The sequence below is a fragment of the Prauserella endophytica genome, from assembly GCF_005146945.1.
Taxonomy (GTDB): Bacteria; Actinomycetota; Actinomycetes; order Mycobacteriales; family Pseudonocardiaceae; genus Prauserella_A; species Prauserella_A endophytica.
On record NZ_SWMS01000006.1, the window covers coordinates 152,320 to 177,278 of the forward strand.

Sequence of the window (24,959 nt, forward strand, 5' to 3'; positions counted from 1 at the left end):
GTGCACACGAGTGCGGCTCATTCCGTGTGCAGGATGAGGGATGCCGGACCAAGGACTCAGTGCTGCCTGCGCGCCATGAGCCCCAGCGCGAGCAGCAGTCGGTCGCGAGGCTCGGCGACCTTGCGCCCGGTGGCCGACTCGATGCGCTGGAGCCGGTAGATCACCGTGTTGCGGTGGCAGTACAGGCGCTGCGCGGCGTGCGTGGGAGAGCCGCCGCTGTCGATCATCGCCTCCAGTGTCTTGAACATCGTTTCCCGCTCCGGCTCCGGCAGGTCGAGCAGGCCGCCGAAGGCCACCTGCTGCAACCGGGGGGTGAGGTGCGGGTTGCCGACGAGCAGCGCCTCCGGAAGCCGGTCGTCGAGGAACGCGACGCCGGGCTCGCGCAGGGTGCGCGCCGCGGTCTGGGCGAGTGTGTAGGCGTCGGCGACCTCGGCGAGCCGGTGCACCACCGGTGAGGCGCCCGCCCGGCCCGCCACCGCGGGGCCGAGCGCGTCGAGCACGGCGGCGGGGGAGCGGTCGCCCAGCGCGACCAGGCCCACGATGTCGGAGGGCCGCACGTGCCACGACGAGACGATCCCGTGTGCCGCCAGCACGTCGCGGGGCGAGCGCAGCGGGTCGTCCCGCGGGGAGTCCACCGGGGCGACGACGCACAGCATCGGCCCGCTCGTGGGCAGTCCCAGCGCGGTCGCGGCCTCCTCGGCGAGCGCCGGGTCGCCACCGCGGCCCTCCAGCAGCGCGTTGAGGAACGCGTGCCGCCTGCTCAGCTCCTGGCTGCGCAGCCGCGCCTCCTCGAGCCGGTAGGCGTCGACGAGCGCCGACGAGCTGGAGTCGATCACGCGCCACACGTACCCGGCCGCGTCGAGCAGCGCGTGGTCGTAGTACCCGGCGAACCGTTCCCGGGAGGTCTGCAGCAGTCCCTCCCAGATGACGCGGCCCCCGAGCCGGTAGGCGCGCAGCACCGCCTCCAGCGGCACGTTCTGCCGGGCGCGCAGGCGGCCGGTCTCTCGGGAGGTGTCCTGCGGGTCCTCGCCCGTGGGCACGTTGCCGCCCAGCGACTGCAGGCCACGTTCGATGTTGCCGCGCAGGTTCTCCCGCAGCTCGTCGGGGGCCGCGATGCCGAGCTGCGCGTAGGCAGGCTCGCGTTGCAGCACGATGATCGTCAGCCGGTCCGCGAGCGCCTCGAGGTTGTCGAGCAGCACGCGGCTCAGTTTGTGCAGCGCGTCCTTCGCGGGTTCGGGGCAGTCGAGCGCTCCGGTGCCCTCGGCCGACGATCTCATTCGCCGACCTTGGCACGGACCGCGGCACGAGGTCCAGCCGTTCCGGGCGGACAGCCCATAAATCGGACACATCTTTGGGCGCGGCGCCTATGGCCGCGATTGGGCGCCGCGCATCACCCTTAGGACCCTCGAAACCCCAACGGTGGGAGGCGCGAGTCGTGACGTTGCCGGAAACATCCGAGACGAGGTTGCCCAGCGCCCGGTCCGACCCGGCACCACTGTTCGCCGCCGACGGCGTCACCGTGCGGTTCGGCGGGCTCGTCGCGCTCGACGACGTGTCGCTCGCCGCGCAGCCGCACGAGGTGCACGGCGTGATCGGGCCGAACGGCGCGGGCAAGACCACGTTCTTCAACGTCTGCTGCGGGTTCGTCAGGCCCGACACCGGAACCCTGTGGTGGCGGGGCGAACCGGTGCCCGCGCTGCGGCCGGCGCAGCTGGCCGGGATGGGCATCGCGCGCACGCTGCAGGGGCTCGGGCTGTTCGCGGGCCTCACCGTGGCGGAGAACGTGATGGTGGGCGCGGATCGCTTCCGCCGCACGGGTTTCGCCTCGGCGCTGTTCGCGCTGCCCCGTGCGGGGGCCGATGAGCGGCGGCTGCGGGAGCGCGCGGCCGCGGCGATGCGCGAGGTTGGTGTGGAGGACTACGCGGCCCGCCATCCGGGCAGCCTGCCCTACCCCGTGCGCAAGCGTGTCGCGCTCGCGCGGGCACTGGCCGCCGATCCCGAGCTGCTGCTGCTCGACGAGCCGGCGAGCGGGCTCGGCGCCGACGACATGGCCGAGCTCGGCGAGCTCGTGCGCGCGCTGACCGAGCGGATGACGGTGATCCTCGTCGACCACCACATGGACCTCGTCATGTCCGTCTGCGACCGGATCACCGTGCTCGACTTCGGCCGGGTCGTGGCCGAGGGCAGCCCCGCGCAGGTTCGCGACGACCCCGCGGTGATCGACGCCTACCTCGGCGAGGAGGCCCGGCATGGCTGAGCCCCGCGGCACGCTGGACATCAGGGGACTCTCCGCCCGCTACGGCCCGGTGACCGCGCTCGACGCCGTCGACATCACCGCCTCGCCGGGGCGGGTCACGGCGGTGCTCGGCGCGAACGGGGCGGGCAAGACCACGTTGCTGCGCACGATCTCCGGCCTCGTCAAGGGCGCCGACGGCAGCGTGCTCCTCGGCGGGCGCGACCTCACCGGCGCGTCGGCGGAGACCATCGCGCGCGCCGGGATCGCGCACGTGCCCGAGGGCCGCGGCGTGATCACCGAGCTCACCGTCGAGGAGAACCTGCGACTCGGCGAGCTGCTCGGTACCGCGCGCAGGGGGAAGGGCGGCAGGGAGCACCGGCTCGACACGGTGTACGAGATGTTCCCCGCGCTGGAACAGCGGCGGCGCAGGGAGGCCAACTCGCTCTCCGGCGGTGAGCGGCAGATGCTCGTGATCGGCCGGGCGCTGCTGTCCGCGCCCGAAGTGCTGCTGCTGGACGAGCCGTCGCTCGGTCTGGCGCCCCGGATCGTGGCGCAGCTCTTCGCGCTCATCCGTGATCTCGTCGACCGCGAGGGGATCACGGTGCTGCTGGTCGAGCAGAACGCGCGCAGCGCCCTGTCCATCGCCGACACCGGCTTCGTGCTCAACCTCGGCCGCGTCGTGGCGGCGGCCGACGCGGCCTCCCTCGCCGGCGACGCCGACCTCCGCCACGCCTACCTCGGGTTCTAGCCGTCTGGCAGGGAGGACGACGCAGACCATGCAGCAGTTCGTCAACATCACGCTGAACGGGCTCAGCCAGGGGGCCATCTACGCGGCCTTCGCGCTGGCGCTCGTGCTCATCTGGCGGGCGACCAGGATCATCAACTTCGCGCAGGGCGCGATGGCCATGTTCACCACCTACCTCGCGCTGACCCTCATCGAGAGCGGGCAGTCCTACTGGGTCGGCTTCGCCGCGGCGCTCGTGGCCGGGCTGGTGCTCGGCGCGCTCGTGGAGCGGATCGTGATGCGGCCCGTGGAGGGCGGTCCCGAGCTGAACGCGGTGATCGTGACGCTCGGCCTGTTCGTCGCGTTCCAGGCGCTCGCGGCGATCCTGTTCGGCGCGACGTTCCAGTCGTTCCCCGCGCCGTTCGGGCTGCGCGGGTTCACCGTCGGGGAGTTCACGATCGCGTTCACGCCGTTCAGCGTCTTCGTCATCGGCTCGGTGCTGGTGGTGATGCTCGCGCTCACCGCGCTGTTCCGGTTCACCGACCTCGGCCTGCGCATGCGCGCGTCGGCGTTCAGCCAGGAGGTGTCGCGGCTACTCGGAGTGCGCGTCGGCCGGATGCTCACGCTCGGCTGGGCGTTCGCCGCCGTCGTCGGCTCGCTCGCCGGGCTGCTCATCGCGGGCGGCAACCTGGTGCATCCCGCGTACATGGACGCGGTGATCGTGTACGGCTTCGTCGCCGCCGTGCTCGGCGGGCTGGAGAGCCCCGGGGGTGCCGTGGCGGGCGGGCTGATCACCGGGCTAGCACTGTCCTATGTGAGCGGTTACCTCGGCAGCGAGCTGGTGACGCTCGCGGCGCTGGGCATCCTCGTGGCGGTGCTGCTGGTACGCCCGCGCGGGCTGTTCAGCCGCGTCGCGGAGAGGAGGGTCTGATGCGTGCCGTCCTGCGTCGTCTCGTGCCCCGGTCGTTGCTGCTGCGCAACCTGCTGGGCGTGGTGGCCGGGCTCGTCGTCGTGGTGCTCGTGCTGGAGACCACGAGCCCGTTCCGGAACTCGCAGTTCGCCACGATGTCCTACTACGCCATCGCGGCGGCCGGCCTGACCGTCCTCACCGGACTCAACGGGCAGATCTCGCTCGGCCACGGCGCGCTGATGGCCGTCGGCGCCTACACCACCGCCCTGCTGCTGGAGGGCGGCTCCGTGCCGTTCCCGCTCGCGATGCTCGCGGCGGCCGCGGTGACGGCGGTGGCCGGTGTCGTCGTGGGCGCGGCGGCCGCCCGCCTGCACGGGCCGTACCTCGCCGGTGCGACGCTCGCGCTCGCCGTGGGAGTGCCGGGCCTGGCGATCTACTTCGACGGCCTGCTCGGTGGTGAGCAGGGACTGAGCGTGCGCTCGCCGCGCCCGCCCGACTGGTTCGCCGACGCGCACTACTTCCTCACCGCGGGCGAGCTCGGTGGCGCCAAGTACCTCGCGTATGTCGGCTGGATCACGCTGCTCGTGGTGGTGCTCCTGCTGGCGAACCTGATGGCGGGCCGGTACGGGCGGGTGTGGCGGGCGGTGCGCGACGACGAGGTGGCCGCCGAGCTCGCCGGCATGCGGCTCGGCGGGCTGAGGATCCTCGCGTTCGTGGTGAGCGCCGCGTGCGCGGGTCTCGCGGGCTCGGTGCTCGCGATGGTGGTGCGGCTCGCCGCGCCGAGCGGGTTCACGATCGTGCTCTCGCTGTCGCTGCTGACCGCCGTGGTGGTGGGCGGGCTCGGCAGCCTCACGGGCGCGTTGCTGGGCAGTGCGCTGCTGGTGTTCCTGCCGCCGGCCGTGACGAACCTGGGCACCGGTGCGGGCCTGACCGGCGTGCAGGCGGCGCAGCTCGCGCCGTTGGTCTACGGCGTGGTGCTCGTGGTGGTGATGCTGCTCGCTCCCGGCGGGGTGATGGGACTGCTCCGCCGGCTCTGGCGTCGGGGAATCAACCAAGGAGGAAGCACATGAGGCGACCGGGACATCGCGGTCTCGCGATCGGGGCCCTGGCGACGATCGCGGCGCTGCTGATCTCGTCGTGCGGCGCGGGCGGACGACCGGAGGACGGTGAGGGCGGTGGCGCCTCCGACGTGGGGGTGACCGCGGAGAGCGTCAAGGTCGGCGCGCACTTCCCGCTGACCGGCGTCGCCGCGCCGGGCTACAGCGAGATCCCCACCGGGACGAAGGCGTACTTCGACTACGTCAACGCCAATGGGGGCGTGCACGGGCGCACGATCGACTACGTCTACCGCGACGACGCGTACAACCCGACCAACACGAGCCAGGTCGTGAACGAGCTGGTGCTGCAGGACGAGATCTTCGCGATGGTCGGCGGGCTCGGCACCCCGACCCACAGCGCGGTGCTCGACTTCCTCAACGGCGAAGGGGTGCCGGACCTGTTCGTGTCGTCCGGCTCCCTGCTGTGGAACCAGCCGGGGAAGAACCCGCAGACGTTCGGCTGGCAGCCCGACTACGAGGTCGAGGGCAAGATCATCGGCCAGTACGTCAAGCAGCACATGCCGGACGCGAAGGTGGGGCTGTTCCTGCAGGACGACGACTTCGGCGATGACGGCGAGAAGGGCGCGCGGGCCTACATCGGCGACCAGATCGTGGCGGCGGAGCGGTACGCGCCCGGCAACACCGACGTGGCGCCGCAGATCGCCGCGCTGCAGGCGGCCGGCGCCGACGTCGTGATCGGCTTCAACGTGCCGTCCTACACGGCCTTGAGCCAGCTGACGGCGATGCGGCTCAACTACCGTCCACAGTGGATCTACAGTAACGTCGGCTCCGACCCGGCGCTGGTCGGGTCCCTGCTGAGCCGGTTCTCCGAGGGCAAGGTGACCGACGCGGCGATGCTGGACGGCGCGATCACCACGGAGTACCTGCCGGGCGTGGACGCACCGGAGAACCCGTGGACGAGGCTGTGGCAGAAGGTGTGGGACGCCCACGGCGGCAGGGGCGAGCTGACCAACTACCGGATCTACGGCATGTCGCAGGCGTACACCTTCGTGCAGGCGTTGCAGGCGGCGGGCCCGGAGCCGACGCGGGAGGGGATCGTGCGGGCACTCGAGGAGATCGGCGGCGAGCTGCGTGGTCCGGCCTTCGTGCCGTACCGGTACTCGGCCGACTCGCACGCCGGCCTAGCCGGTGTGAAGGTGGTCCGCATCGAGGGCGACGCCACGGAGGACCTCAGCCAGGTGCTGGTTACCGGCAACGGCGACACCGAGATCACGGAGTACACCGAGCAGCACGCCGGCCCTCCGCAGAACGGCATCCCGAACGTCCAGCCGGCGAGCTGACGCCCGCCCGCGAGTCGCCCGCCCGGGACGGCGAGTTCTGCGTTCAGGACGGCGAGTTGCCCGCCCGGGATGGCGAGTTCTGCGTTCAGGACGGCGAGTGCTGCGTTCGGGACGGCGAGTTCTGCGTTCAGGACGGCGAGTCGTCCGCCCGGTCCGGCGAGTGCTGCGTTGGGGACGGCGAGTCGTGCGTTCGGAACGCGGAACTCGCCGTTCGGAGCGGGGGACTCGCTGTCCGGAGTGGGGGACTCGCTGTCCGGAACGGGGGACTCGCCGTTCGGGGCGGGGGACTCGCGGTCGCGGTTCGCTCAGGTCAGGCCTAGGGCGGCGGTGAGCAGGCGGGCGGCGCCGCCGCCCGCCTCGATCGCCACGTCGAGGGCCGCCGAGACGCCGAGGTCGTCGGCGAGCAGGGCACGGATGCGCTCGATGTCGGCGTCGCCCGCCTCGATCGGGCGCCCAGCCGCGCGGTGTAGCCGCTCCAGCCGCGTCGCGGCGGCGTCGAGCACCGCCGGCGTGTAGTCCCAGCTCCGCGCCCACGGACGGTCGATGATCGCCAGCCGCACGACCGAGGCCGGGTACCGCGCGAGGAGGTCCTCCAGCAACACCAGGTTGCCCGTGGACTTGGCCATCTTGACGCCGTCGACGGTCACCGTCCCGACGTGCAGCCACGCACGCGCGTACGGGGTGACGCCGGACAGCGCCTCGGCCATCGCCGCGTGGTAGGCGTGGTGCGGGAACCGCAGGTCGGCGCCGCCCGCGTGGAAGTCCACGCCAACGCCGAACACCGACTCCGACATCGCCACGCACTCGGCGTGCCAGCCTGGCCGTCCCGGTCCCCACGGCGAGTCCCACGCCGGGTAGCCGGGCTCGCCCGCCTGCCACACGGCGACGTCCAGGGGATGCTCCTTGGCGGGATCGTCGGGCCTGCCGCCGTACTCGGCCGCGAGCCGCAGCGCCTCCGCCTCGGTGAGCCCCGCACGCTCGGCGACCTGCCTGCCCCGGAAGTAGACGCCGCCGCCGCGCTCGTACGCGGCGTCCGCGTCGAGCAGTGCCGCGGCGAGCCGCAGCACCGCGTCGACGTAGCTGTGGGCCCTGGGCTCGAAGTCCGGCGCGCGCACGCCGAGCGCGGCCATGTCGCCCTCGAAGTTGAACTGCTGGAACGCCGCGAGCTGGTCGTACGGGGCGCCCGTCTGCCTCGCCGCCTCCACGAGAATGTCGTCGACGTCGGTGACGTTGCGGCACACGATGGGCTCGACGCCGAGCACGCGCAGCACCCGGCGCAGCGTGTCGACCCACACGAACGTCGCGGCGTGACCGAGGTGGGTCACCTCGTAGGGCGTGATGCCGCACGCGTAGATCCGTGCCCGGTCGAGCAGCCGCACGGGCCTGCCCGCGAGCGTCACCGCGGTCGCGCCGGCCATCGGGCGCTTTCTCGTCATCGACTCGAACGTCATGCCCACCCACGATGCCGCACGCGCGGCCGGGACGCGACTCCCTTGACCGGCCGATCGCCACGACCGTACAGTCGTGCCGTAAGGCGACAACCGTGCCGTAACACGGCACAGTCAGCGAGGGACTATGGCGTTCGCGCTGGGACACCTGAAGGTCATCGACCTGACCCAGGTCATGGCCGGCCCGTACTGTTGTCAGCTCCTCGGCGACCTCGGCGCCGACGTCGTCAAGGTCGAACCCGTCGGCAAGGGCGACGCCACCCGCCAGGCGACCGGCCACCGGTTGCCGCACGGTGAGAGCGCGGCCTTCCTCGCCGTGAACCGGAACAAGCGCAGCATCGCGCTGGACCTGAAGAGCGACCGTGGCCGCGAGGCGTTCTACCGCCTGGTGCGCGACGCCGACGTCGTGGTGGAGAGCTTCCGGCCCGGCGTCGCGGCGAAGCTCGGGGTCGACTACCCCTCGCTGAAGGCGGTCAACGAGCGGATCGTCTACGCGTCGATCTCCGGGTTCGGCCAGACCGGCCCCTACGCGGGCCGCCCCGGCTACGACCTGATCGCGCAGGCGATGTCGGGCGTCATGAGCGTCACCGGCGACGCGGGCGGCGACCCGGTGAAGAGTGGCGTGCCCGTCGCCGACATGTCCGCGGGCCTGTTCTGCGCGGTCGGCATCCTCAGCGCGTGCCTCTCCCGCGAGGTGACCGGCCAGGGCCAGGCCATCGACACCTCCCTCTACGACGCCGCGCTGGCCCTGTCGATCTGGGAGACCTCCGAGCTGTGGGCCACCGGTGAGGCGCCGGGACGCCTCGGCTCCGCGCACCGGGTCAACGCGCCGTACCAGGCGCTGCCGACGCGCGACGGCCACCTCACCGTCGGCGCCAACAACGACCGGCTCTGGCAGCGGATGTGCGCCGTGCTCGGCCGGGAGGACCTGCTGGCCGACGAGCGCTTCGCCGGCAACACCGACCGCGTGCGGCACCGCGAGGAGCTCGCCGCCGAGCTGAGCACGACGCTCAAGGAGCGCGACACCGACGAGTGGGTGGACGCGCTGCTCGAGGCCGGCGTGCCCGCCGGGCCGATCCGGGACTACGCGCAGTCGTGCTCGGATCCGCACACGCTCGCCAGGGAGATGGTCGTGGAGCTGGACCACCCCACGGAGGGGAAGGTTCGTTCGCTCGGGATCCCGGTGAAGCTCAGCGGGACCCCTGGCAGCATCCGCCGCGTCGCGCCCGCGCTGGGCGAGCACACCGACGAGTTGCTGCGCGCGGCCGGCTGGACCGACGAAGAGATCGCCACGCTGCGAGCCGAGGGAGCCGTGGGATGACCGACCAGGTACTGACCGAGTTCCGCGGCCCGGTGGCGGTCGCGACGTTCAACCGCCCCGAGGCGCGCAACGCGATGACGTGGGAGATGTACGACGCGCTCGTCGAGTTCTGCGAACGCGTCGACGCCGACGAGGACGCGCGCGTGGCCGTGCTGCGCGGCGCGGGCGGCAAGGCGTTCGTCGCGGGCACCGACATCGCGCAGTTCCGGGAGTTCCGGGGCGCCGACGACGGGCTCGCCTACGAGAATCGCATCGAGGGCGTGCTGTCGCGCCTGGAGCGGGTGCGGGTGCCGACGATCGCCGCAATCGACGGCTACGCCACCGGCGGCGGGCTGTCGATCGCGGCGGCTTGCGACCTGCGCATCGCCACGCCGAAGGCCAAGTTCGGACTGCCCATCGCCCGCACGGTCGGCAACTGCCTCTCGATGGGCAGCTACGCGCGCCTCGCGCAGCTCGTCGGCGCGACGCGGGCCATCCATCTCGTCTACACCGCGGGCTTCGTCGGCGCGCAGGACGCAGAGCGGGCCGGGCTCGTCTCGGAGCTGGTCGCCGAGTCCGAACTGGACGATCGCGTGACCGCGCTGTGCGAGCAGCTCGCCACGCAGGCGCCGCTCACCATGCTGGCCGCGAAGATCGCGCTGCGGCGGCTGCGCGAGCACGCGCTGCCGCCCGGCGACGACCTGATCGCGATGTGCTACGGCAGCGAGGACTTCCAGGAGGGCGTCGCCGCGTTCACCGAGAAGCGCACCCCGCAGTGGCGTGGCCGGTGACGGGCCGTGCGCGGCTCACACCGGAAGCCGGTAGCCGAGCGTGGCGCTGATCCGCTGCGCGGCCTCGATCACGAGCTCGCCGTAGCCCTCCCTGAGGTCCTCGGTCATCCTGCTGCCCGGCGCCGAGATCGAGATGCTCGCGACGGGCGTCCCGTCGTGGTCGAAGATCGGCGAGGCGACGGCCGTGATGTCGGTGCGCCACTCACCGACGTTCGAGGCGTAGCCGCGCTTGGCCACGCGGTCGAGCTCGGCGAAGAACTCGTCCCAGTCGACGATCGTCCTGCCCGTGTAGCGTTCCAGCTTCCCGCCGAGGATCTCGCGCACCTGTTCCCGCGGCAGGGACGCCAGCATGGCCTTGCCGTTGGAGGATCCGTGCAGGGGCACGGCGCTGCCGAGGGGGATCACCGCGCGGATCGGGTGCTCGGTCTCGACGCGCTCGATGAGCACGGCGCGGTCGCCCTCGCGCACCATCAGGTGCGAGGTCTCGCCGGTCTCCTTGCGCAGCTCGTGCATGATCGCCGTCGCGGCGTCGCGCACGCTGAGGTCGGCGATCGCGCGCTGGCCGATGTGCAGCGCCCGCGTGGTGAGGACCCAGCGCGTCACCTCGGCGCCGTCGGGGCAGATCCAGCCCGCTGTCCACAGTGTCCGGAGGGCGCGCTGCACGGTGCTCTTGGGCAGGCGCAGCCTGCGGGCCAGCTCGCCGACCCCGACCGGCTGCGTGTACGCGACCTCCTCCAGCACGCGGAAGGCGGAGAGGACGGTGCGCATTCCCTCACTCATGACCGAAGTCTAACCGCCAATGGAGCGGAGGGAGCCCGCCGACACCGGCGGGCTCCCCACGGCTCACAGCCAGCCGGGCACCACGAAGATCAGGCAGGTGACCACCGGCGCGACGGCGATCATGCTCATGCCCCAGATCATCAGACGCCGGAACATCGTGTCCCGGTGCTCCTGCGGCGTGCTCGCCACGACGAGGGCGCCGCTGGTGGAGAACGGCGACGAGTCGACGATCGACGAGGAGAGCGCCAGCGCGATGATCATGCCGACCGCGCCGACCTGACCGGTCTGCAGGAACGGCACCGCCAGCGGGATGAGCGCGCCGAGGATGCCGGTCGTGGACGCGAACGCCGACACCGCGCCGCCGATGAGACAGATCACGAACGCGGCCAGCAGTGGCACGCCGATGCCGGCGACGCTGTCGCCGAGGAACTCGATGGTGCCCACGCGCTCCATCAGGCCCACGTAGGTCACCACGCCGCAGATCAGCAGCACGGTGGGCCACGCGACCTCGCCGAAGCAGGTCTTGGTCTCCTTCGGCGACAGCAGGCAGATGACGGTGGCGATGCTCAGTGCCAGCAGGCCCACGTCGAACTCCAGCGCCAGCGCGCCGACCGCGAGCACCACCAGGCCGACCAGGGTCACCGTGCGCTGGGCGTTGAGAGTCGTCACCTGGGTGACGGGCTGGGTGCTCGTGCGCGTCGCCGTCGTGGCGCCGCCGCCACCGCCGCCGCCCACGGGCTCGCCGGCGCCGCCCGGCTCGTCGACGGGCGCGCCGCCCTCCTCGTCGGTGGTGACTCGCCGGCGCAGCAACTGCTTGCCACCGAAGAGGAAGAACACCACGACGCTCAGCAATGCGTTGAACAGGAACGAGCTCACCCACAGCAGAACCGGGTTCCCGGGAAGGCCGCTGCGTTCCACGACACCGTTGGTGATGCTGCCGAAAATGCTGATGGGCGAGAAACCACCCGCGCTGGCGCCGTTGATGATGAGCAGGCCCATGAGCATCGGGTTGATGCGGTAGCGCGTCGCGAAGTTCAGCCCGATCGGCGCCATGATGGCGACCGCGCCGGGCACCACGGCGCCCACCATGGTCAGCAGGCTCGTGACCAGGAACATCACCCACGGGATGAGCGCGATTCTTCCCTTCACGGCGCGGACGCCGGCGTGGATGAGCCAGTCGACTGTGCCGTTCCCCTTGGCGATGGCGAACAACAGGGTCACGCCGACCAGCACGACGAAAAGGTCGCCGGGAAAGCCGGAGAACAGATCGTCCGCGGACTCGTCGTAAATGAAGGTACCGATCAGGAAGGCACCGAGAAAGGCCACCGCTCCCATGTTCACCGATCGCAGAGTCGCGAGGAGAAAAATGAGAACCAGGCCGATGATCGAATAAATCTCTATGGACATGTGGCTCCTCGAGGCAGGCGTTGGCTCGCGGCCGCGACGGAATTCAGTGATTCCGCAATGCGAAAGCGTGGTCTCGCACCGAGGAAGTATGGCGCGCGACACTTTTGACCGTCAAGAGTCCTGAATAGACCGATGGAGAATCCGATGGCACAGCCGATCGGCCGGCACTTCCTGCAAATTCCCGGCCCCACCAACGTTCCCGAGCAGGTGCTGCGCGCGATGTCCGCGCCCACGATCGACCACCGCGGCCCCGAGTTCGCAAGCCTGACGCTCGATCTGCTCGAGGCGGTGAAGCCCGTTTTCGGGACCACGGGACCGGTCGTCATCTACCCGTCGTCGGGCACCGGAGCGTGGGAGGCCGCGCTCGTGAACACCCTCAGCCCTGGCGACCGCGTGCTCGCGTTCGAGACCGGCCACTTCGCCACGCTGTGGCGGGAGATGGCCGAGAACCTGGGCCTCGAGGTGGAATTCGTCCCCGGCGACTGGCGGCACGGCGCCGACCCCGAGGCCGCGGCCGATCGGCTCGCCGCCGACCGTGAGCACCGGATCAAGGCCGTCTGCGTGGTGCACAACGAGACCTCGACCGGCGTGACCAGCCGGATCGCCGAGATCCGGCGCGCGCTCGACGACGCGGGGCATCCCGCTCTGCTGCTGGTGGACACCATCTCCTCGCTGGGCTCCATCGACTACCGGCACGACGAGTGGGGAGTCGACGTCACGATCTCGTGCTCGCAGAAGGGCCTGATGCTCCCGCCGGGACTGGGCTTCAACGCCGTCAGCGAGAAGGCGCTGCGGGTGAGCGAGACCGCTGGCCTGCGACGGTCCTATTGGGACTGGAAGGCGATACTGGAGGCCAACCGGCGCGGCTTCTTCCACAGCACTCCGGCGACGAACCTGCTCTACGGCCTGCGCGAGGCGCTGCGCCTGCTCGACGAGGAGGGGCTGTCCAACGTGTACGCCCGCCATCTGCGGCACGCCGAGGCGACCCGCGCGGCGGTGCGCGCGTGGGGACTGGAGGTGCTGTGCCTCGACGAGCGCGAGCACTCCGCCGCGCTGACGGCCGTGGTGGTGCCGGACGGCCACGACGCCGACAAGATCCGCGAGCTGATCCTCGACTCGTTCAACATGTCGCTGGGCGCGGGCCTCGGCAAGCTCAAGGGCACCGTCTTCCGCATCGGGCACCTCGGGCACTTCAACGACGTCGCGCTGGCCGGAACGCTTTCCGGCGTGCAGATGGGCCTCGAACTGGCGGGCGTGCCGATCGACCAGGGCGGTGTCGCGGCGGCCCTGCGGGTACTGACCGGGAAGGCGGGCGCATGACGAGCGAGCTGGAACGGCGCCTCGCCGCGGACCTCGCGGGCGAGGTGGCCTTCGACGACTACACTCGGCACCTCTTCTCGCGCGACGCGAGCATGTACTCCATCCGCCCGCTGGGCGTGGTGTTCCCCCGTGGCGCCGACGACGTCGCCGCCGCGGTGGCCGCCGCGCGCGACCACGATGTCCCGGTGGTGCCCCGGGGCGCGGGCACGAGTCTCGCGGGCCAGACCGTCGGGCCCGGCATCGTGCTCGACCTTTCCCGGCACTGCAACCGCATCCTGGAACTGGATCCGGAGGCGCGCACCGCCCGCGTGGAGCTGGGTGTGGTGCAGGACCAGCTCAACCGCGCGGCGGCGCAGCACGGGCTGATGTTCGGACCCGACACCTCCACCAGCAACCGCGCGACGCTCGGCGGCATGATCGGCAACAACTCCGCCGGCAGCGGCTCGGTGCGCTACGGCATGACGATCGACCACGTTCGCGAGCTCGACGTCGTCCTCTCCGACGCCACCACGGCGCACTTTGGGCCGGTGGACGAGGCGGAGCTGGCGCGCAGGGCCGCGGCACCGACGCTCGAGGGCGCGCTCTACCGCGAGCTGCCGAAGATCGTCGAGGAGAACCGCGACGCGATCGCCAGTGGTTTCCCCGAGTTCTGGAGGCGGGCCACCGGCTACCGGCTCGACCGGCTCGCCGACCCGACGCCGTTCGACCTCGCGAAATTCGTGGTGGGCGCCGAGGGCACGCTCGTGGTGGGGACCAGTGCGCTCGTCGACCTCGTGCCCAAGCCGAAGCACACGGTGATCGCGGTGGGGCACTTCGTCTCGACGCCCGCGGCGATCGCGGCCACCGAGGACGCGCTCGCCTGCGACCCCTCCGCGGTCGAGCTGATGGACCGCACGATCCTCGACCTGTCCCGCCAGAAGATCGAGTACGCCTCGCTCGGCTCGATCCTGGAGGGCGATCCCGACGCGCTCCTCTTCGTGAGCTTCACCGGCGACGACCTCGACGAGCTCGTGGGCAGGCTGCGGCGGCTGACCGCGGCGTGGCGCAAGCACGGGCACGGCTACCACACGCTGGAGGCCGTGACCCCGCAGCAGCAGGCTTCGCTGCTCAAGGTCCGCAAGTCCAGCCTGGGCCTGCTCATGGCCGCGAGTGTCGGGGCTCGCAGGCCGCTGGCGTTCGTCGAGGACACCGCCGTGGACCCGAAGCACCTGCCGGAGTACACCACCAAGTTCAAGGAGATCCTCGACCGGCACGAGATGGAGGCCGGGTTCTACGGGCACTGTTCCGTCGGCTGCCTGCACATCCGCCCGTTCGTCGACCTCACCGAGCCCGGCGGGGTGGAGAAGATGCGCGCGGTGGCCGAGGAGGTCAAGGACCTCGTGACCGCGTACGGCGGCGTGAACTCCAGTGAGCACGGCGACGGCCTCGCGCGCAGCGAGTTCAACCGTGAGATCTTCGGCGACGAGCTGTACGAGGCGATGCGCCAGGTGAAGCGGCTGTTCGACCCGAGGGGCACGCTCAACCCCGGCAAGATCGTCGACGCGCCGTCGATGACCGACAACCTGCGCGACCCCGCGCTGCCCGAGCCGGGACCGCTGCGCACGAAGCTGTCGTTCGAGGTGGTGGGCGGCATGCGCGCCGCGGCCGACCGGTGCATGAACATCGGGTTGTGCCGCAAGCAGGAGAGCGGCGCGATGTGCCCGTCCTACATGGCCACGCTCAAGGAGGAGGACTCGACGCGCGGCCGGGCGAACGCCCTCGTGAAGGCACTGTCCGAACCGGACCCGAAGGCGGCGCTCGGTGACGAGCGGCTGCACGAGGTGCTCGACCTGTGCCTGATGTGCAAGGCCTGCAAGAGCGAGTGCCCGCTCGGCGTCGACATGGCCAAGCTCAAGAGCGAGACACTGGCGCACCACCACGACGTGCACGGTGTGCCGATGCGCTCGCGGGTCTTCGGCTCGATCCGGGCGCTGAACCGGCTCGGCGCGGCCACGGCACCGCTGTCGAACCTGCCGGGTCGCCTGCGCCCGGTGCGCAGGCTCCTGGAGCGTTACCTCGGGATCACCGCGAACCGCCCGCTGCCGCACTTCGAGCGCAGTCACCTCGGCGCGTGGTTCCGCAAGCGGGGCGGCACGGGGAAACCCGCGCCACACGGGGAGATCGTGTTCCTCGCCGACTCGTTCACCACCTACACCGAGCCCGCGATCGGCCGTGCGGCGGTGGAGCTGCTCGAACGGGCCGGGTACGCCGTGCGGATGGTCACGCGCGGATGCTGTGGCCGGTCGAGCCTGTCCAAGGGGCTCGTCGACGACGCCAAGCGCAAGGCGGCGGCGCTCGTCGGGCAGCTCGCCGAGACCGACGCGCCGATCGTGGGCTGCGAGCCGTCGTGCGTGCTGACGCTGCGGGACGAGACGTTGTCGATGCTGCCGGGCGACCCCGCCGCCCGGGAGGTCGCCGGGCGGGTGCGGCAGATCGAGGAGGTGCTCGCCGAGGCGATCGACGACGGACGCCTCGAGCTCGACCCCGGCGCGTGGCCCTCGGGCAGGCGCGTGCTCTTCCACGGCCACTGCCACCAGAAGGCGGAGGTCGGCACCGCGGCGACCGTGGGGCTGCTCCAGCGCATCCCGGGCGCCGAGGTGGTGGAGCTGGACGCGGGCTGCTGCGGCATGGCCGGTTCGTTCGGGTTCGAGGCCGAGCACTACGACGTGTCGATGAGCGTCGGCTCCGACCGGCTGTTCCCCGCCGTGCGGGCGGAGCCGGCGGAGACCGTGATCGCGGCGACCGGGGTGTCGTGCCGCCAGCAGATCGCCCACGGCACCACCCGGCAGGCCCGGCACCCGCTGGAACTGGTGATGGCCGCGGCGCGCGCGCGGCCCGCAGCCTGACCTCCCCAACGGTGCCGTTCGCGGATCGGGCCGAATGCAGTGAAGGCCACCATGCCTGCGTTCAACGCAGGCATGGTGGCCTTCACTGCATAGGTTCGGGGTCCCTTACTCGTCCAGCTGCTCCCGGACGATCTCGCGCGCCAGCCGGGCCAGCGCGGGCGTCGCGGGGTGCGCGTCACCGCGTCGCCACGCCAGCACGAGCGGGATCGGCACGGCGTCGGTGACGGGCACGAACGCCACACCGGGATATTTGTGCACCCCGGCGGTGGCCGCCGAGGTCACGCCGGCCGCCCTGCCCGCCGCGACCGCGGCCAGCCAGTCGTCGGTGTTGGCCACGGTCACCACGCGGCCGGGGCGGATCTGCCGCGGCCACAGTTCCAGCGACGTCACGCCGGAAACGGAGTTCAGCGCGATCGGCTCGTCCGCGAGGTCGGCGAGCGTCAGCGACTTCCGCGCGGCGAGCGGGCTGCCCGTGGGCACCGCGGCGACCCTCGGTTCGGTGCCGAGGAAGTGGGTGACGACTCCCTCCGCGGCCACCGGCCCGCGCAGCAGCGCGGCGTCGACCCGCCCACTGAGCAGACCCGCCGTGCGGTCGTCGACGCGCAGCAGCTCCAGCGGCGTGCCGGGGTGTTCCCGTTCCCAGCGGCGGAGCAGCGTCGCCGTCGCCGCGCCCAGTGCCGACCAGGCGTGCCCGAGTCGCAGCGGCGGGCGGGTGAGCGAGGCGGGATCGAGCGCCGCGTCGGCGGCGGCCACCACCGCGGCCGCGCGCTCGCGGAACGCCTCGCCCTGCGCGGTGAGCGTCAGGTGGTGGGTGGAGCGGTCGACGAGCCGCACACCCAGCCGCTGTTCCAGCTGGCGCAGCGTGCGCGACACCGCGGGCTGGGTCAGATGGAGAACGGCGGCCGCGCGCGTCAGGTTGCGCTCCTCGGCGATCGCGAGGAAGCACCGGAAGTGCCGCAGCTCGACAGTCATGCGTGCCGAGCATAACCCGAGCTGGATCGGCATTTCACAGCCGTCCTCGCGGTGCCTAGCTTCGGATGGCGTGACCCGGTCCTCCACCACCTCCGTGGCGCTCGTGCTCGGCGGCGCGCTGTCGCTGCAGTTCGGCTCCGCGCTCGCCGCCCTGCTGTTCCCCCGCGCCGGCGCGTTCGGCGTCGTGACTCTGCGGCTCTGCTTCGCCGCGGTGCTGCTGCTGGCCGTCTGCCGCCCGCGGCTGCGCGGCCACTCACGCCGGGACTGGGCGCTCGTCGCCGCGTTCGGGCTCACGCTCGCCGGCCTGAACACCCTGTTCTACCAAGCGATCGAGCGCATCCCGCTCGGTGCGACGGTGACGCTGGAAGTGCTCGGCCCGCTGGTGCTTTCGGTCGCGGCGTCGCGGCGCATGCTCAGCGTCGTGTGGGCGGCCCTCGCGCTCGCCGGCGTGGGGCTGCTCGGCCGGGGCGGGCTCACCGACCTCGACGGCGCCGGGGTCGCGTTCGCGCTCGCCGCCGGGGTGCTGTGGGCGTGCTACATAGTCCTCAGCGCGCGGGTGGGCAGGCGGTTCGCGCGGGCCGACGGGCTGGCGTTGGCCCTCGGCATCGGGGCGGTGGTGAGCCTGCCGTCCGGCCTGGTGAGCGCGGGCCCCGCGTTGCTCGACCCGGTCACTCTCGGCCTCGGCGCCGTGGTGGCGCTGCTGTCCTCGATGCTGCCGTACACGCTGGAGCTGCTGGCCCTGCGCAGGCTCGCCGCGGCGACGTTCGCGGTGCTGATGAGCCTCGGGCCGGCGATCGCGGCGCTCGCCGGGTTCCTCGTGCTGGACCAGGGCCTCGCGCCGGCCCAGCTCGTCGGCATCGCGCTCGTCGTCGGAGCGAGCGCCGGAGCCGTGAGCATGCGTAGAGTCCAGCGACATGGAGCAGACGTGGGAGTTGCTCGGGGAGGCGGCGGCGACGGCGATCCGCTACCGGGAGACGTTGTCCGGCCGGCCGGTCGCGGGACCGGTTGACCCCGCCGCGATCCGGGAGGCGTTCGGCGGCGAGCTGCCGTCGCAGCCCTGCCCGCCGGGACAGGTGCTCGAGGAGCTGCGCCGCGCCGCCGAGGGCGGGCTCGTGGCCACGACGGGGCCGAGGTTCTTCGGCTTCGTCACCGGCGGTTCCCTGCCCTCGGCGACGGCGGCCGACATCCTCGCCGTGGGCTGGGACCAGTGCGCGGGCCTGACGGTCGCCTCGCCCGCCGCCGCGGCGGCCGAACAGTGCGCGGGGGAGTGGCTCAAGGCCCTGCTGGGCCTGCCCGCCTCGGCGTCGGTCGGCTTCGTGATCGGCGGGCAGTCGGCGAACACGGTCGGCCTGGCCGCCGCGCGGCACCACCTCTGCGCCGAGGCGGGCTGGGACGTCGAGCGCGACGGGCTCGCGGGCGCGCCACCGGTCCGCGTCGTGGCGAGCGCCGAGCGGCACGCGACGATCGACCGGTCGCTGCGGCTGCTCGGGTTCGGCACCGCCGCCGTCGAGGAGGTGCCCGCCGGCCGCGACGGCGCGATCGACACAAGTGCGCTCGCGGAGGTGCTGGCACGCGGCGGGCCCGCGATCGTGTGCCTGCAGGCGGGCAACGTCAACACGGGAGCGTGCGACGAGCTGCGCACGGCGTGCTCGCTCGTGCGTGACCACAGTGGCTGGTCCCATGTGGACGGTGCGTTCGGGCTCTGGGCCGCCGCGAGCCCGCGAACGGCCGCGCTCGTCGACGGCATCGAGCTGGCGGACTCGTGGGCGACCGACGGGCACAAGTGGCTCAACGTCCCCTACGACTCGGGGTTCGCCTTCTGCGCGAGGCCGGACGTGCACACCGCCGCCGTGTCCTACACCGCGCCCTACCTCGTCACCGAGGGCGGCACCATGGGCCCCGCCGACTACACGCTGGAGTCGTCGCGCAGGGCCCGCGGTTTCGCGGTGTGGGCGGCGCTGCGGGAGCTGGGCCGCGACGGCGTCGCGGAGCTCGTGGACCGGTGCTGCCTGCTCGCGAGGCGGTTCGCCGCCGCGCTCGCCGAGGGCGGCGCGGAGATCGGCAACGACGTGGTGCTGAACCAGGTGCTCGTGCGCTTCGACGACGACGCGCGCACCGACCGCGTGGTGGACGGCGTGCAGCGCGAGGGCACGTGCTGGCTGGGCGGCACCACCTGGCGTGGCAGGCGCTACCTGCGCGTGTCCGTGTCGAACTGGTCGACCACCGAGGCCGACGTCGACCGCTCGGCCGAGGCGATCCTGCGGGTGGCGGCGTCGGCCTCCTCGGGGTAGCGCTCGGCGTGCACCACCGCCTCCAGCGGAAGGCGGTCGCGCCAGCCGTGCCGTTCGAGGTCGGGGACCTCGGCCAGCCGCGTCACCGGGCCAAGGCACAGCCACGCGACGGGCCGCACCCGGTCCGGCATGCCGAGGAGGTCGCGCAGGAACGGCTCGCGGTAGAAGCTCACCCAGCCGACGCCGAGGCCCTCGGCGGTCGCCGCGAGCCACAGGTTCTGGATCGCCAGGCACACCGAGTACAGCCCCGCGTCGGCGATCGCGTGCCTGCCGAGCACGGCGGGGGAGCCGCGTTCCGGGTCGTAGGCGACGACCACCGACAGCGTCGACTCGAGAATGCCCTCGACCTTGATGCGCGAGAACGTCTCCGCGCGCTCACCGGTCAGCTCGTCCGCGAACACCGCCCGCTCGGCCAGCACGTGGTCGCGGAACCGTTGCCGCGTCGCGAGATCGCGCACGAGCACGAAGTCCCACGGCTGGCTCATGCCCACGCTCGGCGCCGCGTGCGCGGCGCCGAGGATCCGGTGCAGCACCGCGTCGTCCACCGGCTCGCCGGTGAACTCGGCGCGGACGTCGCGGCGCCGGTGCAGCACGTCGTAGAACGCCTCGCCGGGCGGGAGCCGGCTCACCAGTCGTTGCGCTTGAGGCCGACCAGCACGCGGTCGACCAGTGCGGGATCGGGACCGCCCGGCCGCGGCGGTTCGGGCGGCAGGTCGGCGCCCGCGAGCGGCGAGCGTCGCTCGTCCCGCCTCGGCAGTCGCACGCCCGAGGCCGACATCCCGCCCGGCAACGGGATCTCGCACCACACGAGCTTCCCCCTGCCGTCGATGGGCACCGCGCCCGTCTGCCTGCCGTCCACCGTGGGCGCGCGGTCGTGCCTGCGCGCGAGCTGGTCGTCCTCCACCTCGATGACCAGGCAGTCGCCCGCCAGCCGCAGCCGCAGCGTCACGAAGCCAGGCGCGCGCGGGTCGGTGGTGTCGATGACGGCCTGCACGAGTCTGCGTGCCGCTCTCGTGACGTCGTCGCGCATGGCGGGCAGCGACCACTCGGTGAGCGAGAAGCGAACGAAGAGGTCGCTGCAGTTGAGGGCGCTGGGCAGTGCGACGAGCCGGAGATCGTCCACCTGCGTGGTCTGGGAGTTCACTCAGGATCCTTCCACGGTCGCGTGCCACTCGAGCTGCAAGCTGCTCCCGGAGGCCCGTATCTTGCCAAGGCCCGAACCCGGTTGTCGACGCAGGGTGGTGTTGCCCGGTCACATAACGCGACTACGACATCCGGGTGAGGAACGGGGGCTTTCGGTACCGACCGTGACGGCCGCGCGCATCGCCCGAGGCCAGCGGCGGAGCGGGGTTTCACTGCCAGCGACGAAACGGGGACCGGTTGTGGACAAGCACCGCGGTGTCTGCTTGCATAGCGTCCGTTGGCCATCGGGGGTGGCCAATCCACAGGGCCCGTACGCGACGAGAAAGTAGTGGATGCATGGCGAGGCGGGCGAGAGCGCGAGAATTCCTGGATCGCTCACGTGTGCTGCTCGACCGTTCCCGGGTGGCGGCGGCACAGTTTCTCGATCCACCGCGGTACCTCTCGGAAAGACCGGCGCTGGAGGCCGCTCCGGCGGCGCCACAGCACGATCAGCCCGACATCCGGGACGGCGCACCCGAGACAGCACTGGTCGACATCTGCGCGAGCATCGCGCTGCGTGACCTCAACCTCGTGGACTCCCTGCTCTCCCAGCTGGAGGAGATGGAGACCAAGGAGGACAACCACGACCGCCTGAGCCAGCTGTACCGGCTCGACCACCTCGCGACGCGGTTGCGGCGCAACGCGGAGAACCTGCGTGTGCTGGCCGGCCGGGACGCGAGCGAGACGTCCTCGGAGACGTCGTCGTTGGTCGACACGGTGCGCGCGGCGATGTCGTCGATCGACCAGTACTCCCGGATCACCATCGGGCGCATCGTCTCCCTCGGCGTGGTCGGCTTCGCGGCCGAGGACCTCAGCAGGCTCCTGGCGGAGCTGCTCGACAACGCCGCGAACCAGTCGCCGCCGAACTCGCCGGTGCGGGTCAGCGCGCACCTGACGGAACAGGGCAGCGTGCTCGTCCGCATCGAGGACGAGGGCATCGGCCTCCCCCCGGAGCGGTTGCGCGAGCTCAACGACCGGCTCTCGCACGCGCCGGTGCTCGACGACGACGCCGTGCGGCACATGGGACTCGCCGTGGTGCGCAGGCTCGCGGGCAGGCACGACATGCGCGTGACGCTCGACCGCCGCGTCCCCCACGGCACCACCGCGACCGTGCTGCTGCCCGCGAGCCTCGTGTCGGAGCTGCCCGAGGCGACGTGGTCGGGCACCCAGACCGTGATCTTCGCGCAGGGTGGCCGAAACCACTCCACGCCGCAGGACCAGCCAGAGCCGGTGCCGTCGGCCGTGCTCACCGAGGAGCCCGGCGCGATCTCCGGCGAGCTTCCCCGGCGCGGGGCGCACCGCAACGACACGCCGTCGCCGCGGCCCCGGCACGTGCCGTCGTCGCCGGTCGTCGGCGGCACCACCGCCAGCGGGCTGCCCCGGCGCGTGTCGCGCAGCCTCAAGAACCCCTCGGGGGAGAAGGACGTCACGCCGGCCGCATCGCCGGCCGACGACGCCGAGTCGATCGAGGCCGGTCACGACCAGCTGCTCGCCGACCTCGGCGCGTTCTCCGACGGGGAGCAGGCGGCCCGGGACGAGCAGCGCAGCAGTGACGAAGCCGACCCGAGTTCTGAAGGAAAGCAGTGACAGCCGACATCGACAGCTCCCAGGGCCAGAACTTCTCGTGGCTGATCAACGACTTCGTCCGCAAGGTCCACGGTGTCACGCACGCGTTGATCATGTCGGCCGACGGCTTCCCGTTGACGGCCTCGGAGGCGGTGAGCAACGAGGACGCGGAGCAGCTCGCCGCGATCGCGAGCGGCCTGCTGAGCCTCGCCCGCAACAGCGCGACGCTGTTCGACAAGGGCACGTGTGAGCAGATCATCATCCGGCTCACCCACGGCTACTTCCTGTTCATGGGCATCGGTTCCGGAGCCGGCCTCGCCGTGCTCACCGGCCCCGACTGCGACATGAAGGTCGTCGCGTACGAGATGACACAGTTCGTGCGGAACGCCGGCCACGCGCTGACCCCCGAGATCCGTGCCGATCTGCGACGCGTGCTGACCGCCCGGCGGGCGCAGGCGTGACCCGGGCGAGGAAGTGATCACTGTGTCCACAGAGAACGGATCCGCGCACCACAAGAAGATGCGCAGCAAGCGGATCCGCCCTTACGCGCTGACCGGGGGTAGAACGAAGGCCCGGTACGACCTGCTGGTCGAGACGCTGATCTCGGTGCCGCACTACGACCCGAGCCTGAGTGACTCGCTGATGCCGGAGTCACGCATGCTGTACGAGCGTGCGCGCACGCGTGTGTCCATCGCCGAGCTGTCGGTCCTGCTCACGATCCCGCTCGGTGTCGTGCGGGTCCTCGTGAGCGACCTCGCGGCGCAGGGTGCGATCTACATCCACCCGACGGCACACGCCTACCAGCACGACCGGAACGTACTCGAGAGGATCCTCGATGGACTCAAGCGGCTACCGGTCTGAGGCGGCGGCCGTGGCCTCGGACACCGACGCCGACGCCGGGCTGCTCACGGTTTCCGCGAAGATCGTGATCGCCGGTGGTTTCGGGGTCGGCAAGACGACGTTCGTCGGCTCGGTCTCCGAGGTTCCGCCGCTCAACACCGAGGCCTGGATGACCGAGGCAGGCACCGGCGTCGACGACCTGCCGCCCGACGGCACGAAGTCGACCACCACGGTGGCGATGGACTTCGGCCGCATCACGCTGCACTCGGACCTGCTGCTGTACCTGTTCGGCACGCCGGGGCAGGCTCGGTTCTGGTTTCTGTGGGACGACCTCTCGCGCGGCGCGCTCGGCGCGATCGTGCTGGTGGACACCCGGCGGATCGACCAGTCGTTCGCGGCCATCAACTACTTCGAGAACGACTCGGACCTGCCGTTCATCGTCGCGGTCAACCGCTTCGACGGCACCATCGAGCACGACCTGGACGAGGTCAGGGACGCCCTCGCCCTCGACCCGTCGGTCCCGCTGATCACCTGTGACGCTCGCGATCCGGCGTCCACCGCGGAGGCGTTGCGTGCGCTGGTCACGTATACGTTGTCGCTGGCGGAACTGACGGAACCGGGAAGGGTAAGAGCACATGCCTAAGGTCCTCGTGGTCGGCGCGGGTCAGTCCGGCCTGCAACTCGCGCTGAGCCTGCGGGAGCACGATTACGACGTCACGGTGATGTCGGCGCGCACGCCGGACGAGATCCGCAAGGGCCGGGTCATGTCCACGCAGTGCATGTTCCACGAGTCGCTCGAGCACGAGCGCAAGTACGGCCTGAACCTGTGGGAGGAGCAGACCGTCAAGGTCGAGGGGCTCGGCGTGTCCATCGCGGGCCCCGACTCGAGCCGGGTGCTGGACTGGGTCGGGCGGCTGGACGACTACGCGCAGTCGGTGGACCAGCGCGTGAAGATGGCCGGCTGGCTGGAGCTGTTCGAGCAGCGTGGCGGCAAGCTCGTGATCCACGGGGTCACCACGGCCGACCTGGACAAGCTCGCCGGGATGTACGACCTCGTCGTGGTCGCGGCGGGCAAGGGCGAGCTCGTGGAGCTCTTCGACCGCGACCCGTCGCGCTCGCCGTACACGACGCCGCAGCGCGCGCTGTCGGTCGCCTACGTGCACGGCATGACGCCGAGGCCGGAACACCCGGACTTCTCCGCGGTGCGGTTCAACATCATCCCCGGGGTCGGGGAGCTGTTCGTCATCCCCGGCTACACGTTGAGCGGGAACTGCGAGATCCTGTTCTTCGAGGGCATCCCCGGCGGTCCGCTGGACTGCTGGCAGGACCGGCCCGGGCCCCAGGAGCACTTCGAGCGGTTCCTCGGTCTCGTCCAGAAGTACCTGCCGTGGGAGTACGAGCGCTGCGCGAACGCGGAGCTCACCGATCCGAAGGCGACGCTCGCCGGCGGGTACACCCCGGTGGTGCGGCACCCGGTCGGCGAGCTGCCGTCGGGCAACGCCGTGCTCGGCATAGCCGACGTGGTGGTGGCCAACGACCCGATCACCGGCCAGGGCTCCAACAACGCCGCCAAGTGCGCGGCGGTGTACCTCGAGCGGATCCTGGAGCGGGGCGACAAGCCGTTCGACCGTGAGTGGATGCAGGGCACGTTCGACCGCTACTGGGACTACGCCCAGCACGTGACACAGTGGACGAACGCGATGCTGCAGCCGCCGCCCCCGCACGTACTGGAGATCATCGGAGCCGCTGGCCAGATCCCCGCCGTGGCAAAGCGGTTCGCGAACGGCTTCACGGATCCGTCCGACTTCCAGCACTGGTTCCTCGACCCGGAGAAGGCCGCCGCGTACCTGGCGAGCGTCTCGGGCTGAGGGACGGGGACGGGCGACGGGACAACAGAACACTGGGAGGG

At 71.7% G+C, this 24,959-nt stretch carries 23 protein-coding genes; 16 read left to right on the plus strand and 7 right to left on the minus strand.

Annotated elements, in window-relative coordinates; all coding sequences use genetic code 11:
* Positions 1-56 precede the first annotated feature (56 nt).
* Positions 57-1,277, minus strand: coding sequence for a PucR family transcriptional regulator (locus FCN18_RS13590; RefSeq protein ID WP_137095265.1), 1,221 nt, complete (start codon positions 1,275-1,277; stop codon positions 57-59).
* 158 nt (positions 1,278-1,435) lie between these two features.
* On the opposite strand from FCN18_RS13590, the gene FCN18_RS13595 reads away from it, so the two are divergent.
* Genes FCN18_RS13595 through FCN18_RS13615 form a run of 5 tightly spaced genes read left to right on the plus strand, consistent with a single transcriptional unit; the run spans position 1,436 to position 6,268 of the window.
* Positions 1,436-2,257 (plus strand): ABC transporter ATP-binding protein, encoded by an 822-nt coding sequence (locus tag FCN18_RS13595; protein ID WP_407675777.1) that lies wholly within the window; start codon positions 1,436-1,438, stop codon positions 2,255-2,257.
* Entirely contained in the window at positions 2,250-2,984 is a 735-nt protein-coding gene (locus FCN18_RS13600; RefSeq protein WP_137095268.1) for an ABC transporter ATP-binding protein, read from the plus strand. The genes FCN18_RS13595 and FCN18_RS13600 overlap by 8 nt, the downstream gene beginning before the upstream one ends.
* A gap of 28 nt (positions 2,985-3,012) precedes the next feature.
* Positions 3,013-3,891 carry a branched-chain amino acid ABC transporter permease gene (locus FCN18_RS13605; protein ID WP_112268859.1) on the plus strand — a complete coding sequence of 293 codons (879 nt, stop codon included), beginning with the start codon at positions 3,013-3,015 and terminating at the stop codon, positions 3,889-3,891.
* Entirely contained in the window at positions 3,891-4,940 is a 1,050-nt protein-coding gene (locus tag FCN18_RS13610) for a branched-chain amino acid ABC transporter permease (protein WP_112268861.1), read from the plus strand. The genes FCN18_RS13605 and FCN18_RS13610 overlap by 1 nt, the downstream gene beginning before the upstream one ends.
* Entirely contained in the window at positions 4,937-6,268 is a 1,332-nt protein-coding gene (locus FCN18_RS13615; protein ID WP_137095270.1) for an ABC transporter substrate-binding protein, read from the plus strand. The genes FCN18_RS13610 and FCN18_RS13615 overlap by 4 nt, the downstream gene beginning before the upstream one ends.
* A 305-nt stretch (positions 6,269-6,573) precedes the next feature.
* Here FCN18_RS13615 and FCN18_RS13620 read toward each other — a convergent pair whose 3' ends face one another.
* Positions 6,574-7,719 (minus strand): cysteine--tRNA ligase, encoded by a 1,146-nt coding sequence (locus FCN18_RS13620; protein ID WP_112268865.1) that lies wholly within the window; start codon positions 7,717-7,719, stop codon positions 6,574-6,576.
* 124 nt (positions 7,720-7,843) lie between these two features.
* On the opposite strand from FCN18_RS13620, the gene FCN18_RS13625 reads away from it, so the two are divergent.
* Positions 7,844-9,037 (plus strand): CaiB/BaiF CoA transferase family protein, encoded by a 1,194-nt coding sequence (locus FCN18_RS13625; RefSeq protein ID WP_137095272.1) that lies wholly within the window; start codon positions 7,844-7,846, stop codon positions 9,035-9,037.
* Positions 9,034-9,807, plus strand: a complete 774-nt coding sequence (locus FCN18_RS13630) for an enoyl-CoA hydratase/isomerase family protein (protein ID WP_112268869.1) — start codon at positions 9,034-9,036, stop codon at positions 9,805-9,807. The genes FCN18_RS13625 and FCN18_RS13630 overlap by 4 nt, the downstream gene beginning before the upstream one ends.
* A gap of 15 nt (positions 9,808-9,822) precedes the next feature.
* On the opposite strand, the gene FCN18_RS13635 is transcribed toward FCN18_RS13630, so the two are convergent.
* The gene (locus tag FCN18_RS13635; protein ID WP_199543413.1) at positions 9,823-10,587 is read right to left on the minus strand and encodes an IclR family transcriptional regulator; all 765 of its coding nucleotides are present in this window, start codon (positions 10,585-10,587) and stop codon (positions 9,823-9,825) included.
* Positions 10,588-10,650: 63 nt separating this feature from the next.
* Positions 10,651-11,994: an SLC13 family permease gene (locus FCN18_RS13640; RefSeq protein ID WP_137095274.1), complete on the minus strand. Its 1,344-nt coding sequence runs from the start codon at positions 11,992-11,994 to the stop codon at positions 10,651-10,653.
* A gap of 144 nt (positions 11,995-12,138) precedes the next feature.
* Between FCN18_RS13640 and FCN18_RS13645 the strand changes: the two genes are divergently transcribed.
* On the plus strand, positions 12,139-13,314 hold the full coding sequence (locus tag FCN18_RS13645) for a pyridoxal-phosphate-dependent aminotransferase family protein (RefSeq protein ID WP_112268875.1): 1,176 nt from the start codon (positions 12,139-12,141) through the stop codon (positions 13,312-13,314).
* Positions 13,311-16,199, plus strand: a complete 2,889-nt coding sequence (locus tag FCN18_RS13650) for an FAD-binding and (Fe-S)-binding domain-containing protein (protein WP_137095276.1) — start codon at positions 13,311-13,313, stop codon at positions 16,197-16,199. Before FCN18_RS13645 ends, FCN18_RS13650 begins: the two co-directional genes overlap by 4 nt.
* Before the next feature lie 105 nt (positions 16,200-16,304).
* Here the strand turns inward: FCN18_RS13650 and FCN18_RS13655 are convergent, their stop codons facing one another.
* Entirely contained in the window at positions 16,305-17,171 is an 867-nt protein-coding gene (locus FCN18_RS13655) for a LysR family transcriptional regulator (protein ID WP_112268879.1), read from the minus strand.
* A 70-nt stretch (positions 17,172-17,241) separates the two neighbouring features.
* Here FCN18_RS13655 and FCN18_RS13660 point away from each other — a divergent pair, with 70 nt between their 5' ends.
* Entirely contained in the window at positions 17,242-18,180 is a 939-nt protein-coding gene (locus tag FCN18_RS13660; RefSeq protein ID WP_228713934.1) for an EamA family transporter, read from the plus strand.
* Positions 18,086-19,462, plus strand: a complete 1,377-nt coding sequence (locus FCN18_RS13665; RefSeq protein ID WP_137095279.1) for a pyridoxal phosphate-dependent decarboxylase family protein — start codon at positions 18,086-18,088, stop codon at positions 19,460-19,462. The genes FCN18_RS13660 and FCN18_RS13665 overlap by 95 nt, the downstream gene beginning before the upstream one ends.
* Here the strand turns inward: FCN18_RS13665 and bluB are convergent.
* Positions 19,360-20,091 carry a 5,6-dimethylbenzimidazole synthase gene (bluB, locus tag FCN18_RS13670; RefSeq protein WP_206077887.1) on the minus strand — a complete coding sequence of 244 codons (732 nt, stop codon included), beginning with the start codon at positions 20,089-20,091 and terminating at the stop codon, positions 19,360-19,362. The two genes, FCN18_RS13665 and bluB, sit on opposite strands and share 103 nt — an antisense overlap.
* On the minus strand, positions 20,088-20,606 hold the full coding sequence (locus FCN18_RS13675) for an ATP-binding protein (RefSeq protein ID WP_137095281.1): 519 nt from the start codon (positions 20,604-20,606) through the stop codon (positions 20,088-20,090). Before FCN18_RS13675 ends, bluB begins: the two co-directional genes overlap by 4 nt.
* Positions 20,607-20,941: 335 nt before the next feature.
* On the opposite strand from FCN18_RS13675, the gene FCN18_RS13680 reads away from it, so the two are divergent.
* The 5 genes from FCN18_RS13680 to FCN18_RS13700 are packed head-to-tail and all read left to right on the plus strand — an operon-like array spanning position 20,942 to position 24,918.
* On the plus strand, positions 20,942-22,231 hold the full coding sequence (locus FCN18_RS13680; protein WP_112268887.1) for a sensor histidine kinase: 1,290 nt from the start codon (positions 20,942-20,944) through the stop codon (positions 22,229-22,231).
* On the plus strand, positions 22,228-22,671 hold the full coding sequence (locus tag FCN18_RS13685; RefSeq protein WP_168213907.1) for a roadblock/LC7 domain-containing protein: 444 nt from the start codon (positions 22,228-22,230) through the stop codon (positions 22,669-22,671). The genes FCN18_RS13680 and FCN18_RS13685 overlap by 4 nt, the downstream gene beginning before the upstream one ends.
* Positions 22,672-22,729: 58 nt before the next feature.
* Positions 22,730-23,071: a DUF742 domain-containing protein gene (locus FCN18_RS13690; RefSeq protein ID WP_112269582.1), complete on the plus strand. Its 342-nt coding sequence runs from the start codon at positions 22,730-22,732 to the stop codon at positions 23,069-23,071.
* A complete protein-coding gene (locus tag FCN18_RS13695; RefSeq protein ID WP_112268889.1) occupies positions 23,046-23,693 on the plus strand; it encodes a GTP-binding protein in 648 nt (215 codons plus the stop codon). The genes FCN18_RS13690 and FCN18_RS13695 overlap by 26 nt, the downstream gene beginning before the upstream one ends.
* Entirely contained in the window at positions 23,686-24,918 is a 1,233-nt protein-coding gene (locus FCN18_RS13700) for a styrene monooxygenase/indole monooxygenase family protein (RefSeq protein ID WP_112268892.1), read from the plus strand. The genes FCN18_RS13695 and FCN18_RS13700 overlap by 8 nt, the downstream gene beginning before the upstream one ends.
* Positions 24,919-24,959: the final 41 nt, after the last annotated feature.

Bases quoted from the DNA above. Each gene is read 5' to 3' on its own strand.
- FCN18_RS13665 (WP_137095279.1), top strand. From the start codon at position 18,086: ATGGAGCAGACGTGGGAGTTGCTCGGGGAGGCGGCGGCGACGGCGATC.
- FCN18_RS13690 (WP_112269582.1), top strand. From the start codon at position 22,730: ATGCGCAGCAAGCGGATCCGCCCTTACGCGCTGACCGGGGGTAGAACG.
- FCN18_RS13655 (WP_112268879.1), bottom strand. From the start codon at position 17,171: ATGACTGTCGAGCTGCGGCACTTCCGGTGCTTCCTCGCGATCGCCGAG.
- FCN18_RS13605 (WP_112268859.1), top strand. From the start codon at position 3,013: ATGCAGCAGTTCGTCAACATCACGCTGAACGGGCTCAGCCAGGGGGCC.
- FCN18_RS13650 (WP_137095276.1), top strand. From the start codon at position 13,311: ATGACGAGCGAGCTGGAACGGCGCCTCGCCGCGGACCTCGCGGGCGAG.
- FCN18_RS13640 (WP_137095274.1), bottom strand. From the start codon at position 11,994: ATGTCCATAGAGATTTATTCGATCATCGGCCTGGTTCTCATTTTTCTC.
- FCN18_RS13645 (WP_112268875.1), top strand. From the start codon at position 12,139: ATGGCACAGCCGATCGGCCGGCACTTCCTGCAAATTCCCGGCCCCACC.
- FCN18_RS13630 (WP_112268869.1), top strand. From the start codon at position 9,034: ATGACCGACCAGGTACTGACCGAGTTCCGCGGCCCGGTGGCGGTCGCG.
- FCN18_RS13620 (WP_112268865.1), bottom strand. From the start codon at position 7,719: ATGACGTTCGAGTCGATGACGAGAAAGCGCCCGATGGCCGGCGCGACC.
- FCN18_RS13680 (WP_112268887.1), top strand. From the start codon at position 20,942: ATGGCGAGGCGGGCGAGAGCGCGAGAATTCCTGGATCGCTCACGTGTG.
- FCN18_RS13610 (WP_112268861.1), top strand. From the start codon at position 3,891: ATGCGTGCCGTCCTGCGTCGTCTCGTGCCCCGGTCGTTGCTGCTGCGC.
- FCN18_RS13625 (WP_137095272.1), top strand. From the start codon at position 7,844: ATGGCGTTCGCGCTGGGACACCTGAAGGTCATCGACCTGACCCAGGTC.
- FCN18_RS13590 (WP_137095265.1), bottom strand. From the start codon at position 1,277: ATGAGATCGTCGGCCGAGGGCACCGGAGCGCTCGACTGCCCCGAACCC.
- FCN18_RS13615 (WP_137095270.1), top strand. From the start codon at position 4,937: ATGAGGCGACCGGGACATCGCGGTCTCGCGATCGGGGCCCTGGCGACG.
- FCN18_RS13600 (WP_137095268.1), top strand. From the start codon at position 2,250: ATGGCTGAGCCCCGCGGCACGCTGGACATCAGGGGACTCTCCGCCCGC.
- FCN18_RS13695 (WP_112268889.1), top strand. From the start codon at position 23,046: ATGGACTCAAGCGGCTACCGGTCTGAGGCGGCGGCCGTGGCCTCGGAC.
- FCN18_RS13635 (WP_199543413.1), bottom strand. From the start codon at position 10,587: ATGAGTGAGGGAATGCGCACCGTCCTCTCCGCCTTCCGCGTGCTGGAG.
- FCN18_RS13700 (WP_112268892.1), top strand. From the start codon at position 23,686: ATGCCTAAGGTCCTCGTGGTCGGCGCGGGTCAGTCCGGCCTGCAACTC.